We start from the raw sequence: 13,784 nt of genomic DNA on the forward strand, positions 1-13,784 counted from the left end.
AAATAGTTTATTTAAATTGAATATATATTAAGCTAAAGAGAAGTTTCTTCATTGCTTATCATAAAAAAATATAAAAAACGGTAAAAACTTTCATTTAACTTGCTGATTTATCATTACTCTTCGCGACAATTTGTGCTGAATCTAAATTCGTATTTTGATCAAAAAGTATAAAAACTGCTGAGGTGCATGGCATCAATGTTCAGGCTAAGTAAGCACTGTTGGCGTATTTTTAGTAAATAGAGAATGACTTTTAGCGAAGTCGTCAGAAATGTTTTCCTTAAAAATCTAGCTCAATAAAAGATGATAATAATCGTGATAAATACATATAAATGAATGCATTAAATCATTGTTAAAGACTGGAACACGATAAAAGATATTTTATGAATCAAAAGCTTATTTTTTACTATTTTATATAATCTTAGCTTTGTTTTTAAATGATTTAATTGATCAAAATAAGAAAAAAGGGGCTATACAGTGCCGTAAAATCGATTAAAATCGGCGCTAAATTTTACTCAACCCAATCCACGATCGATCCGATGTGGGGACTAAACATGATTCAATTTTATAAAAAAGCAATTTTAAGTATTTTAGTGACCCTAGGTACAGTCCCTGCATTTGCAGAACAAACTGAACAAGCCACAACTGCACAAGGGAATTGGTCTGGAAGTTTGGGCGTGGTAAACAAATATGTGTACCGTGCGAGTGAAGAAAATGATCAAGCGGCATTACAAGCCGGACTTGAATATGCACACAACAGTGGGCTGTTCGCGGGCTATTGGGGTTCTACACTCAACTATGACCCTACGAACGACAGTCAGTCACATGGTTTTGAACATGATTTCTATGTTGGATATGGACGTGAACTGAATGAAGATTGGAGCTATAAGTCACAAGTGATGGCCTATGTCTATCAAGGTGGCGGTTCAGTGTATAACGACGACCGATCTGAAAAGCGTCGCACAACGGGCGTCGAATTTATTCAGGACATAAGTTATAAAGATTTAACTGCAAGCATGGCTGTATTGTTGTCTGATGTTAATTATGGCAACGCAGGAGATGTATATCTGAATGCTACTTATAGCTATGCATTACCTTATGATGTTTCATTAAATTCATCGCTTGGTGTTTCTGTTTTTAATGACAGTCGTGATGACAGCCTATTAACAACTACAGAAGATGTGGTGTTCACTGAAGCACGTTTAGGCTTGAGTAAACCGATTGTAGATACTGGGTTTGAAATTGCTGCTGACTATGTATGGGGCGGTAAAGATCGAGAAGGCGAGCAATTAGACGATAACGTTGTGGTTGGATTGACCTATTCTTTCTAACATTAACGAGTTGATCGTATTCGGTCATATTCTTGAAAGTGCATAATGGTGATTGTGCACTTTTTTTATGCATTTTTGAGATCGGTGTTGAAAAAATATACTCAAAAAAGCGCATTTTTAAAATCCTGTTACATCTATCAACCTGAAGATTTAAATAATCTAAATAGATGAAAATCTGCATTCTAAAAAAAATCGTAGAGAAAAATAGTTAAATAGGATAATTAAAAAATAATTAATAAAAACAGTATTATATTGATTTTTGATAAACCAAAATCGTGACTTTTATAAAAAAAATATGCGCTTATTTTTAAACATGGCACAGCGCTTGCTAATATCTCATTGAGTTCAACGAAATAACCAAAAAATACGTCGTCGCACGATGTGGGGGAACAAACCATGAAATTTGCACTTAAAGCTTTATCAATCGCTGTACTTGGAGCAGCATCGACGTTTACATTTGCTGAAGCACCTGCTTCAGAGCATTCTGTATCTGGAAATATCGGCGTACTGTCTAGCTATAATTTACGTGGTATTACCAATGTGCCTGAAAATAAAGATGCGACAATCCAAGGTGGTTTGGATTATAGCCATGCATCAGGCTTCTATGCAGGTTGGTGGGGTTCAACATTAAACTATGGTGATGACCTACCGAATGGTTTTGAAAATGATTTTTATGCGGGCTATAACGGTTCAATTAATGATGATCTTGGTTACACAGCAGGTCTAACTTACTACTATTACTATGATATTGATACAAGTGATGCAAACGGTTTAGAAACAATGCTTGGGCTAAGCTATAAAGATTTTGGCTTAACAGCGCAAACTTTGCTTGAAGATGTTTCATGGGGTAATGCAGGTGATACTTATATCAAAGCATCATATAGCTATGCACTTCCTAAAGACTTCAGTCTAGATACCGCGCTTGGTTTATATGCATATCAAGATTCAGGTGATTTTGAAGATAATTTAGGAACAACAGAAAGCTTTGGTTTCCGTCACTTTGATATTGGTCTAAGCAAGCCTTTAGCAGATACAGGTGTTACCGCAAGCATGAATTACACAGTTGGTGGTTATGACCGTGCGGATGAAAAACAAAAGAATAAAGTCGTATTTGGTTTGAAATACGAATTCTAATTTTAAAGAGCATTAAAAATGGCGACCTTAGGTCGCCATTTTTTTAAGCATTGAGTTGGCTTCGATAGGACAGCGCTTCAGAAACGTGTTGAGCTTGAATGTGTTCACTTTGAGCCAAGTCGGCAATGGTTCTGGCAACACGTAACACCCGATGATAGGCACGCGCAGATAAATTCATTCTCTGCTGGGCTAACTGTAAAATATTCTGTGCAGTAGCATCCAAAACCGCTTGTTGCTCCAATTGCGTCGGCGTGAGTGCCATATTGGATTTTTGCTGACGCTCTATTTGTAATTCATAGGCACGAATGACACGATGCCTAACTGTACTTGAGCTTTCAACCTCTTGCGAACTTTGTAATTCATGTGCTGCTAGTGGCGGGACATCTATATGTAAATCAATACGATCTAATAATGGACCTGAAATACGGTTTTGATAGCGTTTAATACTTTCAGCACTACATTGACAGCGGCTGTCTTGGTTGAAGGCATAGCCACATGGGCAAGGATTCATTGCTGCGATCAATTGAAAATTTGCAGGGAAGGTGATTTGACGAGAAGCCCGTGAAATCACAATTTCTTTGGATTCGAGTGGTTGCCGTAATACCTCCAATACCTTTCGATCAAATTCAGGCAGCTCATCTAAAAATAAAACCCCTAAATGTGCCAAGGTGATTTCACCCGGTTTAGGATTTGATCCTCCACCGACGAGGGCGATCGCAGATGCAGTATGGTGTGGCGCACGAAATGGACGCTGCCCAAAATGATGATTTGCACCTGCAATGGAATAAATACTCGCGACTTGCAAATTTTCTTGCATATCTAAGGGCGGAAGAATGCTAGCCAAACGTGAGGCGAGTAGGGTTTTTCCTGTACCCGGTGGGCCACGAAATAGCAGGGAATGACCGCCAGCCGCCGCAATTTCTAAAGCACGACGTGGTCTCAGTTGACCTTTCACATCAGATAAATCAAAAGGGTAACTGTGTTGATTGGCTGACGATGTTGAAGGGTGGCTACTGATTAAGGCTGAACGACTTAAATGTTCACATACATCCTTAAAATGCTGTGCAGGAAAGACTTGGAACTCCGGCAGTTGCGCCGCTTCATCGGCATTGAGTGCTGGTAGAATCAGATGATGCCCGATATGCTGACAGGCAATGGCTATACTTAAGATGCCACTGACAGGTCGTAAATAACCATCAAGTGCCAATTCTCCAATAAATTCAAAACCATCTGCTGCATTTTCAGGAAGTTGTCCCGACGCGATCAGAATCCCTAAAGCAATGGCGAGATCTAAACGTGAACCATCTTTGGGTAAATCTGCGGGTGCTAGATTAATGGTCAGACGTTTGGTCGGAAACTGAAAGCCGCTATTAATAATCGCAGAGCGGACACGGTCTTTACTTTCACGGACGGCGGCCTCAGGTAGGCCCACAATGGTCAATGACGGTAGGCCTTGGCTGACATGAACTTCAACTTCAATTTGGGGTGCATTTAAGCCGAGCAAACCCCGAGTATAGATTTTGGCAAAAGACATATTATTGTTCCGTTATGGTGCATTATTTTTAATCGTTATGCGTCTTTTGTTGCACTAAAAAGGTGCTTATTTTTTGTTCTGAATTTTTTGTTCGAGTTCTTCGACGTGTTTCAACAATTCATTTAAACGTAAATTGGCATTATTCAGTGCAGTACGTTGGCGTTCGATTTCTTCTTTAGATACGAGATCCATTTTGCTCACAGCTTCATTGAGTAAGCTGCGAAGATTATGTTCGACGTCTTTTTTCGGCTGATCGATTTGTTCTAATATCGCTTGTAATAAGGTTTCAATCATTGTTTTGACCATCCTCAGTGAATTGGTGGCAGCAGTTTAACATCGCCACATTCATGACCATAGTGCTTTTATTTAAATATGCGTTTAATCGATCAGTAAAATCGTAATTCTTCTAGTAAAAACGTCTATTTTTATAAGCATACGCAAGATTATCCGTATAAAATAGGTTATAAAGAAATCTCATGCTGGGCTGACTATTTTCCCCCGACTGTAGTCATATTGGCATGAAAATTGAACATAAAACCTTACAGGTGAAATAAGCCGAAGGAAAACAAAACATGAAGCTCGTAACTGCAATTGTAAAACCTTTTAAATTAGATGACGTGCGTGAAGCACTCTCTGAAAATGGTGTTCAAGGGATCACTGTCACTGAAGTTAAAGGCTTCGGTCGCCAGAAAGGTCACACTGAACTTTATCGTGGTGCTGAATATGTGGTTGATTTCTTACCAAAGGTAAAAATCGAAATCGCAATCAGTGATGAAATGGTCGATACCGTAATTGAATCAATTACTCGTGTTGCAAGCACAGGAAAAATTGGCGACGGTAAAATTTTTGTAAGCAATCTGGAACAAGTCATCCGTATCCGTACTGGTGAAACAGGTGCAGATGCCGTTTAAAAAATTGGCATGAAGTTTGCTGAGTAGCTAATAACTCAGAAAATCAGGTCGGGGGATACGAATGAAAAAAATGCTAATTGCACTCGGCTTGTCCAGTGCACTTTTAGGTGGTTCTGTTGCGTGGGCTGAAGAAAGCGCAACAGCACCTACAGAAGAAGTCACAGTAGTTGATACTGCAAATACAACAACGCTAAATACAACAGAAGCTGCAGTTCCAGTTGAAGCAGCGCCAGCACCTGCAGAACCAGCACCTACAGAAGAAGAACCTAAGCTCGATACAGGTGATACAGCATGGATTTTAGTATCCACTGCACTTGTTCTACTTATGACAATTCCCGGTTTAGCATTGTTTTACGGCGGTATGGTCCGTAAGAAAAATGTACTCAGCACGATGGCACACAGTTTTGTTGCGGCAGGTGTCGTGAGCTTAACGTGGGTGATTGTGGGTTATACCTTAGCATTTGGTGAAGGTAATGCCTTTATCGGTAGCTTAGACAAATTTATGTTGTCGGGCATCACCACAGAAGCCTTGTCCGGTACGATTCCAGAGATTCTTTTTGTTATTTTCCAAATGACATTTGCCATCATTACTGTTGCCATTATTAGCGGTTCGATTGCAGAACGTATGAAATTCGGTGCTTTCGTTGCGTTCATCGCAATTTGGAGTGTCGTGGTTTATGCACCAATTACCCACTGGGTATGGGGCGGTGGTTGGTTAGGTAACGACGGTGCGCTTGATTTTGCGGGTGGTACAGTTGTTCACATCAACTCAGGTGTTGCGGGTCTCGTTGCAGCGTACATGCTTGGCAAACGTATGGGGCTTGGCCGTGAATCTATGGCACCACATAACCTAACGCTAACTGTCATCGGTGCAAGCCTTGTATGGGTAGGTTGGTTCGGTTTCAACGGTGGTTCTGCACTGGGTGCAAATGGTTCCGCTGGTTATGCATTGGTGGTAACACAAGTTGCAGCAGCGGCAGCAGCAGTGGCATGGTTAATTACTGAAAAAGTGGTTCGTGGTAAAGCGTCTGTTTTGGGTGGTGCTTCTGGTGCAGTAGCAGGTCTTGTGGTGATTACACCTGCGGCTGGTTTTGTAACAGTTGGCGGCGCTCTAGCGATGGGTCTGATCGGTGGTGTGGTTTGCTTCTGGGGTATTACTGCGCTGAAACGTGCGTTGAAAGCGGATGATTCTTTGGATGCGTTTGGCCTACATGGTGTCGGTGGTATCGTGGGTGCGATTCTTACAGCATTCTTTGCCAGCGAATTCATCATGGGTGATAAAGCACCGAGCAACTTAATGCATCAATTATGGGTTCAAGTCGAAGGTGTACTAGCGACTATTGCTTACTCAGCAGTGATGACATTCATTATCTTGAAAGTGATTGATCTAGTGATTGGCATCCGTGTTGAAGCTGATGACGAACGTATGGGTCTAGACTTAAGTCAACATGGTGAACGTGTAGAATAATAAGATCACAGTAAATCAATATATTGTGTAAAACAGCCCGAAAGGGCTGTTTTTTTTCCATATCTAGCGTAAAGCTCTACAAATTTCAAAATTTTTGCTACACTCTAAATCCATTCGGATTAGTTCAATTTAACCGTTATGCATTGTCCATTTTGCAACGCTGAAGACAGTAAAGTGATTGACTCACGTCTTGCTGCTGAAGGCTGTCAGATACGCCGCCGCCGTGAATGTATTAGTTGCGGTGAACGTTTTACAACTTTTGAAAGTTATGAAGTGGTGATGCCGCGTGTCATCAAGTCTGATTCAAAGAGCGAACCTTTTGATGAAGCCAAGCTCCGCCGCTCGCTGATGCATGCCTTGCAAAAGCGTCCAGTAACGCAAGAGCAAATTGAAACGGTACTCAGTGATATTCAATTGCAAATTCGCCGTTTGGGTGAACGTGACGTGAAATCACGCACCATTGGTGAAATTGTCATGCAGTCTTTGTTTGCTTTAGATCATGTGGCTTATGTACGTTTTGCTTCTGTGTATCAAGACTTCCAAGATGTAGAAGCTTTTCGTCGTCAAATTGAACAAATGCAGCAGCGTGAGCACTAATGCACATCTGCTTCCATTTTTATCATGAGTGATTACATGTCTGAGTTAGATCAAGTGCCTTTGCAGCAGCATCAACAGTGGATGCGGCGTGCAATTGCATTGGCACAGCAGGGGCAATACAGCACTCGTCCCAATCCCAATGTGGGCTGTGTAATTGTCAAAGACGGTCAATTGGTTGGTGAAGGCTTTCATCCCAAAGCGGGTCAGCCGCATGCCGAAGTCTTTGCAATGCGTGATGCAGGTGAGGCCGCACGTGGCGCAACTGCTTATGTGACTTTAGAGCCTTGCGCACACTATGGACGTACGCCACCTTGTGCCAAAGGTTTGGTAGAAGCAGGTGTTGCTCAAGTCGTTGTAGCATGTCCCGATCCGAATCCATTGGTTGCGGGTAAAGGTGTACAAATCCTACGTGATGCTGGCATTGAAGTGATCACAGGTATTTGTCAAGCAGAAGCGCATCAATTGAACTTGGGCTTTTTAAAAGCCATGGCGACGGGCATGCCTTATGTCCGGCTCAAAGTCGCATCGAGCCTGGATGGGCGTACTGCCATGGCCTCGGGTGAGTCTAAATGGATTACCGGTGCAATGGCGCGACAAGATGTACAGCATTGGCGTGCAATCTCCGGTGCTGTGATTACTGGGATTGAAACAGTATTAGCAGATGATTGCTTACTCAACGTACGTCAACTCGATGATGCTGTTGATATGCGAAGCGTGGTTCAGCCGAAACGTATCGTGCTAGATCGTCAAGGCCGCTTGCCATTAAGCGCAAAAATATTGCAGCAACCTGAAACCGTGATGGTCATGGGGCCATATCGTCAGGAACTTGCTGACTTGGGCGTGGTACAATTTGAAATTCAGCCTTTGGCCGATCTGTTAGCAGCATGCGTTCAACAGTTCCAAATTTATGATGTCCTTGTGGAAGCCGGTGCGACACTTTCGACCGCTTTCTTACAAGAACATTTGATCGATGAAATGATCAGTTATGTTGCACCGACCTTGTTGGGTCAGTCAGCACGTGCGATGTTTAATGCGGAATTTGACCGCATGGCAGAGCAGCTTCGATTTAAGCTGAAAGATGTCACTCAATTGGGTGATGACATCCGCTTAAGGTTAATCCCTTCTCAAGAGACGCTATGAATTCAGAGTCTACGGTTTATCACAAACGTCGTCATGCGGCTCGTACCACAGACGAATATCTTTTCCATCAGTTGGTTCCTTATTTGGGAAACAAACGCCGCCTATTACATCTGATTTTAGAAGCACTTGAGCAAACGGGAACCTTAAAACGCGAAGATGGTCGTGCGCCGATATTTGCAGACTTTTTTGCAGGTTCGGGTGTGGTATCACGGTTGGCTCGTCAAAACGGCTATCGTGTTATTGCCAATGACTGGGAACCCTACAGCCATGCCTTGAACAGCGCGATTCTCTCTTGCGTTGAAGCACCTGCTTTTAAAGAGTTGGGTGGCTATCAAAAAGCCATCGATTATCTGAACCGTTTGCCAGAAGTTAAAGGTTGGGTGACCCATAACTTGTGTCCACGTAATGATGAAATCTACGATCCTGCACGTGACCGTTTATTCTTTAAACGCCGTAACGGTATGCGTATCGATGCGATTCGTCAGCAAATTGCAACTTGGCAAGCTCAAGGCGCGATTGATGATGTGGAAATGAGTGCTTTGTTAGCGCCGTTATTGTATTCAGCAAGTTTTGTCAGCAATACCAGCGGTGTATTCAAAAGTTTCCATCATGGTTGGGGCGGTAAAACCCAAGCGGCCTTAGATCGTATCGGCTCATTGTTATGGCTGACTCCAAGTCGTTTTTGTGAAATTGGTGATCCGAAAAAACCCGCCGCTGAAATGTGGTGTGTCGACGCACAGCATTTGGCTAATCAAATGAGTGGCTTTGAAGTAGATGTGGCTTATCTCGATCCACCATATAACCAGCACGCTTACAGCAGTAACTACCATGTGTTGAATGCCTTAACGTTATGGGATCAGGTGGATTTACCAACACCAGACACCAAGGGTTTTAAGAGCGGAATCGATCGTGCATGGCGAAAAGAGCGTCCAAGTCCATATAATTCTTCAAAGCATGCGAAAGAAGCTTATGAAAAATTATTAGAAACCATCAATGCACGTTACATCCTGACGAGCTATTCAACCGATGGTAATATCAGCGCCACAGATTTGTTACAAGCCAATTTAAAACGTGGCAGAGTAAGCTTATTGACGCAAGATGTACCACGTTACCGCGTGAGTAAGCAGCGTCAGTCTGAACGTGCACGCGTACTAGAGTTTATTGTCATCACGGATACGCATGCCAAATCAGGTCCACCAATCCGTCAGTTGTTGAGTCAATTGCACCATTTTGCAGAATTAGGTGGTGTCGATACCTCTGGCGTGAGCACGCAACTTGATTTGTGGTAAAAATCATCGCCCCATATTTTTCAGGGATTGAACATGTTTACAGGCATTATTGAAAGTCTAGGTAAAGTTGAAAGCATTCAAAACGTGGGTGGCGATGTCCGCTTGCGTATCCAGACAGATTTAGACATGTCGGATGTGCATTTGGGGGACTCGATTGCCACCAATGGCATTTGCTTAACCGTGATCGACTTTGGCAGCAATTGGTATGCAGCCGATGTTTCACGTGAAAGTTTAAATCGAACCACCTTGGAACACTGGAAAGCAGGGCAGGCGGTGAATGTGGAAAAAGCCATGTTGCCGACTACGCGTTTTGGTGGACATATTGTCAGTGGTCATGTCGATGCAGTGGGTGAAATCACTCAAGTTCGTTCAGATGCGCGTTCTATTTATTTTGAAGTGACCGCACCGAAAGAAATTGCACGCTATTTAGCGGAAAAAGGCTCTGTGACCGTGGATGGTATTAGTCTGACAATTAACCATTTACGTGGCAATGTGCTGAGCTTAAATTTAATTCCGCACACGGCTGAACGAACCAATATCGGTACGTGGAAGGCTGGGGCTAAAGTGAACTTGGAAGTGGATGTTTTAGCACGTTATATTGAGCGTTTATTGCTTGGTGATAAAGCCGCTGAGACCACAGCGCAATCGAAAATTAGCTTAGATTTTCTCGCTGAAAATGGCTTCTTGAAATAAGTTGATACCGAAGAAAACCAAACAGTCTGATTGAAAAATTAGACTGTTTTTTTATTTTTGGTGATAATGCGTCGCGGAATGACATATATGATGAATAATCAGACAGGTGATAATGATTGATTTCTTACTGAATCTGGAACAGTGGTTACCCATGTTATTGGAAAATTATGGTGTGTGGATTTATGCCATTTTATTTCTGGTGATATTTTCAGAAACGGGTTCAGTATTTATGTTCTTCCTGCCGGGAGACAGCCTGTTGCTTGCCATTGGCGCATTATGCTCAACGACGGAAGTGGTGCATTTACACACCATGGGGCTGATGTTATTTGTCGCATCGGTCTTGGGCTACTGCGTCAATTACTATACGGGCAGCGTGTTAGGCATTAAGTACTTTAATAAGCACACACGTTACTTTAAGCCCGAATATATGGTCAAAACCAATAAATATTTTATGAAGCATGGCGGTAAAACGATTTTAGTCGCACGCTTTGTACCTTTTGTACGTTCTTTTGCGCCTTTTGCCGCTGGGTCTGCGCGCATGAGCCTCGGTACATTTATGTTCTATAACGTGCTGGGTGGTTTCATCTGGATTGGATTATTACTTGGTATTGGTTATTTCCTAGGACATACCGTTTCTGCAGTTGCAGATTTGGTCTAAGCCAAACTTAGACATAAAAAAAGCCCACTGTTGTGGGCTTTTTTTATGGAGTCGATGACAACTTAGTGTTTTGTAACGGTCACCACATCAAGGGTTTGAAAAATCGAGCTGCGGGGCAGTTGCTGAATGCTAAAACCACCTTTTTCTGATTCACGGCTGAGATACACCGAAATACTATGAAAGTCTGAATGACTCAGCCAAAGATCTTTGGCACGAATGTCCCATTGTTCTCCAGCAGATAGAGAGGATATTTTCTGGGTAATCTGGTGAATGATGTCCATATTGAATTCCCATCTGGATGCATGATTATATTTTTAGGATGCCTGAAGCATTGTATTTTGAGGGACAATGCTTCAGCCATATGAACATCATGTTGCAAATACATGTCAGTTTAATGACAGTGACCAGATTTCGATCGACAGCTTACGATGCTTGGGATGATGTAGATTCTGTCGAAAAATTGGAGTTTTCTAAGATATAGTCAATTTCTTCTTGTGCTGCAGCTTTCAATTTTGTACGGAAATCACTGACTGCCATTTCGATTTGCGTTTCTGCCTCAAGTTCCAAACGCACGCGTACACTTTCAAGTTCTGACAACATTTGTCCTTCGCTGACCGATAAGCTTTGGCTTAATCCTGCTAAACCCGTTTCAGGATTTTTATGATAGCGAGCGGCATAGTGTTGTACTTCACGATCAAGATTATGCTGCATCATGGTGAGCGCTTGCGTTTGTGCAGCAAAGCGTAACTCTTCGTCACGTTTCAGTTGTTCTGCATAGGCTTGTTCAGCTTCACGTTTTTCTTCTAAGGCTTTTTCTAAAGCCAATTGTTTACGAATGCGAGCATCTTCTATCAACTGTGCTTTCAAATCTGCATAGGCAGACTCAATTTTGTCAAAAGACATTTGCTGTTGCTGTTGGTCATTGACTAGCCATTGTTGAATGTCTGTACTGGGATTGAGTACATCGCAAACGCGACCAAGGTCATCAATAAAGGTCTGACGAATAGCTTCAGGTACTTTTAACCAGCGCTGTTTAAAGTCTGGACCGACATTCAATGCCATGGTGCATCTCCTTGCAAATAGGGTAAAACCAATATCACGTTAAAGTTTGTGGGTCTGTGGTTGAACGCCCAAACGTCGATATTGTTTATATTTTTCACGCCCGATAATTTTAGCGGGTTCGTTATTTTCAATAATTTCGATAATGTGACTAAAACTTGCGAACTGTTCAAGTGCTTGATCGTTAAAATTAAACACAATCCAGTCGGCTTGCTCAGGCAATTGGGCAGAAATACAGACCGTTGCCTCGGCTTGATCGATACCATGGGGAATGAAACCTGTGTGATCGAAACTCCACAGGCGTTCATCAAGTTGTTGCTGTAAGTCTGGGTCAGCACAATGTAGCCAAATACGTACAGGCTGACGCAGAATCTTACGGCATAAACGACAAGTGCTTTCGACTTGTCGTTCAGGACTTTTTTCAAATAAATAAAAGCTAACTTTAGCCATTCGCTTGAGCACGATTCGCTAAGAATTGCATTAATAATGGCACAGGACGACCTGTTGCACCTTTATTTGCACCTGAGTTCCATGCAGTACCAGCAATGTCTAAATGCGCCCAACGATATTCACGCGTAAAGCGTTGAAGGAAACATGCAGCTGTTACAGAACCTGCTTTTGGACCACCAATGTTGGCAATATCTGCAAATGGAGAATCAAGTTGTTCTTGATAATCTTCAATTACGGGCATGCGCCATACGCGGTCAAAGCTATGTTGACCTGCAGCAGTCAATTCAGCCGCAAGTTCATCATCCGGAGTGAACATACCAGTAAGGACTGAACCCAATGCCACAACACATGCACCAGTGAGGGTTGCAATATCAATCACCAGTGCAGGGTTAAAGCGTTTTACATAGGTCAAGGTATCGCACAGAACCAAACGACCTTCGGCATCGGTATTTAAAATTTCAACGGTTTGACCGCTCATGGTTGTCACGATGTCACCCGGGCGAGTGGCATGACCAGACGGCATGTTTTCTGCAGCAGCAATTGCGCCGACAACATGAATCGGTAATTTCGCTTCACACAGCGCACGGATTGTACCCAAAACTGATGCAGAACCGCACATGTCGAATTTCATTTCGTCCATGCCAGCACCCGGTTTAAGTGAGATACCACCAGTATCAAAAGTCACGCCTTTACCAACAAGCACCACAGGTGCTTCTTCACGGTTTGAAAGGTATTCGATGGTAATAATACGGCCTGGACGGTCAGAACCTTTGCTCACAGCAAGGAAAGCACCCATACCGAGATCAGCCATTTGCTGTTCATCGAGTACAGTCACTTTGAGTTGATCTGGGAATTCAGCTGCAAGTGCTTGAGCTTGTTCGGCTAAATATTCAGGAAAACAGATATTGCCCGGACGGTTACCTAAGTCACGAGTAAAACTTTGACCTGATTGCACTGCAGAAATTAATTCAAGCTGTGCAGTGGTTAATGGGCTTTCAGTAGCGATTAAATGGATCTGCTCCAAAACAAATTCATTTTTTTTAGACTTGTATTCATCAAATGCATAAGCCGCTTGGGTCAGGCTAAGTGCAAATAAATAATGTTGTTCTTGTGGTAGAGCAGAGATATCGACACTGATCTGTTTGAATTTTTTTTGTGACGCTTTAATAATGGTTTGTGCAATTTTTGCAAATTTATTGACCTGTAATTCAGCAACTTTGCCGAGGCCTAAAAGAGCGCTATTGCGACAAGCGGCAATGTTCGCCACCAAAGGCAGGCTTTCATTGAGTGCTGCTTTAAATTGAGTTGCTTCAATTAAATTATCTAAATCATTGATTTGATATGAAGTAGCTGCATTTGTAACGTGCTCAGAATCTACTAATATCAACAAATATTGGCTGGACGCATTCGCTTGGAATGACGTATTAATAGAAAGTTTCATGTGCGGTATTTATGCCTTTTTAAATTTATAAACCATTAAACCATTGAAACATTTATATGAATAGAGTTTCAATGAGCAACAA

General features: G+C 42.3%; 15 protein-coding genes. 9 read left to right on the forward strand and 6 right to left on the reverse strand.

Annotated features, from left to right (window positions below; all coding sequences use genetic code 11):
* Positions 1-551: 551 nt before the first annotated feature.
* Positions 552-1,328, forward strand: a complete 777-nt coding sequence (locus FTU36_RS06160; RefSeq protein ID WP_168378237.1) for a TorF family putative porin — start codon at positions 552-554, stop codon at positions 1,326-1,328.
* A gap of 396 nt (positions 1,329-1,724) precedes the next feature.
* Entirely contained in the window at positions 1,725-2,462 is a 738-nt protein-coding gene (locus FTU36_RS06165; RefSeq protein WP_180008086.1) for a TorF family putative porin, read from the forward strand.
* A 43-nt stretch (positions 2,463-2,505) separates the two neighbouring features.
* Here FTU36_RS06165 and FTU36_RS06170 read toward each other — a convergent pair whose 3' ends face one another.
* Both FTU36_RS06170 and FTU36_RS06175 read right to left on the reverse strand, forming a co-directional pair.
* On the reverse strand, positions 2,506-3,996 hold the full coding sequence (locus tag FTU36_RS06170; RefSeq protein ID WP_180117110.1) for a YifB family Mg chelatase-like AAA ATPase: 1,491 nt from the start codon (positions 3,994-3,996) through the stop codon (positions 2,506-2,508).
* Positions 3,997-4,062: 66 nt separating this feature from the next.
* Positions 4,063-4,290, reverse strand: a complete 228-nt coding sequence (locus FTU36_RS06175; RefSeq protein WP_078189551.1) for an accessory factor UbiK family protein — start codon at positions 4,288-4,290, stop codon at positions 4,063-4,065.
* Positions 4,291-4,568: 278 nt separating this feature from the next.
* Between FTU36_RS06175 and glnK the strand changes: the two genes are divergently transcribed.
* From glnK to FTU36_RS06210, 7 genes are all read left to right on the forward strand, one after another.
* A complete protein-coding gene (gene glnK / locus FTU36_RS06180; RefSeq protein ID WP_067763174.1) occupies positions 4,569-4,907 on the forward strand; it encodes a P-II family nitrogen regulator in 339 nt (112 codons plus the stop codon).
* Between the two features lie 61 nt (positions 4,908-4,968).
* Complete coding sequence (locus tag FTU36_RS06185) at positions 4,969-6,375, forward strand: ammonium transporter (RefSeq protein ID WP_180022078.1); 1,407 nt, start codon at positions 4,969-4,971, stop codon at positions 6,373-6,375.
* A 138-nt stretch (positions 6,376-6,513) separates the two neighbouring features.
* A complete protein-coding gene (gene nrdR, locus FTU36_RS06190) occupies positions 6,514-6,972 on the forward strand; it encodes a transcriptional regulator NrdR (protein WP_067763170.1) in 459 nt (152 codons plus the stop codon).
* 36 nt (positions 6,973-7,008) lie between these two features.
* A complete protein-coding gene (gene ribD / locus FTU36_RS06195; protein ID WP_180117112.1) occupies positions 7,009-8,112 on the forward strand; it encodes a bifunctional diaminohydroxyphosphoribosylaminopyrimidine deaminase/5-amino-6-(5-phosphoribosylamino)uracil reductase RibD in 1,104 nt (367 codons plus the stop codon).
* A complete protein-coding gene (locus tag FTU36_RS06200) occupies positions 8,109-9,401 on the forward strand; it encodes a DNA adenine methylase (RefSeq protein WP_078189462.1) in 1,293 nt (430 codons plus the stop codon). The genes ribD and FTU36_RS06200 overlap by 4 nt, the downstream gene beginning before the upstream one ends.
* Before the next feature lie 33 nt (positions 9,402-9,434).
* Entirely contained in the window at positions 9,435-10,094 is a 660-nt protein-coding gene (locus tag FTU36_RS06205) for a riboflavin synthase (RefSeq protein WP_078192598.1), read from the forward strand.
* A 112-nt stretch (positions 10,095-10,206) separates the two neighbouring features.
* Positions 10,207-10,752, forward strand: coding sequence for a VTT domain-containing protein (locus FTU36_RS06210; protein ID WP_078189460.1), 546 nt, complete (start codon positions 10,207-10,209; stop codon positions 10,750-10,752).
* A gap of 62 nt (positions 10,753-10,814) precedes the next feature.
* Here FTU36_RS06210 and FTU36_RS06215 read toward each other — a convergent pair whose 3' ends face one another.
* The 4 genes from FTU36_RS06215 to FTU36_RS06230 all read right to left on the reverse strand — a co-directional run bounded on the left by FTU36_RS06215 (position 10,815) and on the right by FTU36_RS06230 (position 13,702).
* Complete coding sequence (locus tag FTU36_RS06215) at positions 10,815-11,033, reverse strand: hypothetical protein (protein WP_180035948.1); 219 nt, start codon at positions 11,031-11,033, stop codon at positions 10,815-10,817.
* Positions 11,034-11,175: 142 nt separating this feature from the next.
* The gene (locus FTU36_RS06220) at positions 11,176-11,814 is read right to left on the reverse strand and encodes a hypothetical protein (protein ID WP_180117114.1); all 639 of its coding nucleotides are present in this window, start codon (positions 11,812-11,814) and stop codon (positions 11,176-11,178) included.
* Positions 11,815-11,853: 39 nt separating this feature from the next.
* Positions 11,854-12,261 carry a DNA polymerase III subunit chi gene (locus tag FTU36_RS06225; protein WP_078189457.1) on the reverse strand — a complete coding sequence of 136 codons (408 nt, stop codon included), beginning with the start codon at positions 12,259-12,261 and terminating at the stop codon, positions 11,854-11,856.
* A complete protein-coding gene (locus FTU36_RS06230; protein WP_111884849.1) occupies positions 12,254-13,702 on the reverse strand; it encodes a leucyl aminopeptidase in 1,449 nt (482 codons plus the stop codon). The genes FTU36_RS06225 and FTU36_RS06230 overlap by 8 nt, the downstream gene beginning before the upstream one ends.
* Positions 13,703-13,784: the final 82 nt, after the last annotated feature.

Source organism: Acinetobacter sp. YH12096, from assembly GCF_013419215.1.
In the GTDB taxonomy this organism is placed as follows: domain Bacteria; phylum Pseudomonadota; class Gammaproteobacteria; order Pseudomonadales; family Moraxellaceae; genus Acinetobacter; species Acinetobacter amyesii.

What these genes read in the sequence shown, in the direction of transcription:
- FTU36_RS06175 (WP_078189551.1), bottom strand. Translation starts at nt 4,290, where the DNA reads ATGATTGAAACCTTATTACAAGCGATATTAGAACAAATCGATCAGCCG.
- FTU36_RS06160 (WP_168378237.1), top strand. Translation starts at nt 552, where the DNA reads ATGATTCAATTTTATAAAAAAGCAATTTTAAGTATTTTAGTGACCCTA.
- FTU36_RS06230 (WP_111884849.1), bottom strand. Translation starts at nt 13,702, where the DNA reads ATGAAACTTTCTATTAATACGTCATTCCAAGCGAATGCGTCCAGCCAA.
- FTU36_RS06165 (WP_180008086.1), top strand. Translation starts at nt 1,725, where the DNA reads ATGAAATTTGCACTTAAAGCTTTATCAATCGCTGTACTTGGAGCAGCA.
- FTU36_RS06210 (WP_078189460.1), top strand. Translation starts at nt 10,207, where the DNA reads ATGATTGATTTCTTACTGAATCTGGAACAGTGGTTACCCATGTTATTG.
- FTU36_RS06205 (WP_078192598.1), top strand. Translation starts at nt 9,435, where the DNA reads ATGTTTACAGGCATTATTGAAAGTCTAGGTAAAGTTGAAAGCATTCAA.
- FTU36_RS06170 (WP_180117110.1), bottom strand. Translation starts at nt 3,996, where the DNA reads ATGTCTTTTGCCAAAATCTATACTCGGGGTTTGCTCGGCTTAAATGCA.
- FTU36_RS06185 (WP_180022078.1), top strand. Translation starts at nt 4,969, where the DNA reads ATGAAAAAAATGCTAATTGCACTCGGCTTGTCCAGTGCACTTTTAGGT.
- glnK (WP_067763174.1), top strand. Translation starts at nt 4,569, where the DNA reads ATGAAGCTCGTAACTGCAATTGTAAAACCTTTTAAATTAGATGACGTG.
- FTU36_RS06225 (WP_078189457.1), bottom strand. Translation starts at nt 12,261, where the DNA reads ATGGCTAAAGTTAGCTTTTATTTATTTGAAAAAAGTCCTGAACGACAA.
- FTU36_RS06220 (WP_180117114.1), bottom strand. Translation starts at nt 11,814, where the DNA reads ATGGCATTGAATGTCGGTCCAGACTTTAAACAGCGCTGGTTAAAAGTA.
- ribD (WP_180117112.1), top strand. Translation starts at nt 7,009, where the DNA reads ATGTCTGAGTTAGATCAAGTGCCTTTGCAGCAGCATCAACAGTGGATG.
- nrdR (WP_067763170.1), top strand. Translation starts at nt 6,514, where the DNA reads ATGCATTGTCCATTTTGCAACGCTGAAGACAGTAAAGTGATTGACTCA.
- FTU36_RS06200 (WP_078189462.1), top strand. Translation starts at nt 8,109, where the DNA reads ATGAATTCAGAGTCTACGGTTTATCACAAACGTCGTCATGCGGCTCGT.
- FTU36_RS06215 (WP_180035948.1), bottom strand. Translation starts at nt 11,033, where the DNA reads ATGGACATCATTCACCAGATTACCCAGAAAATATCCTCTCTATCTGCT.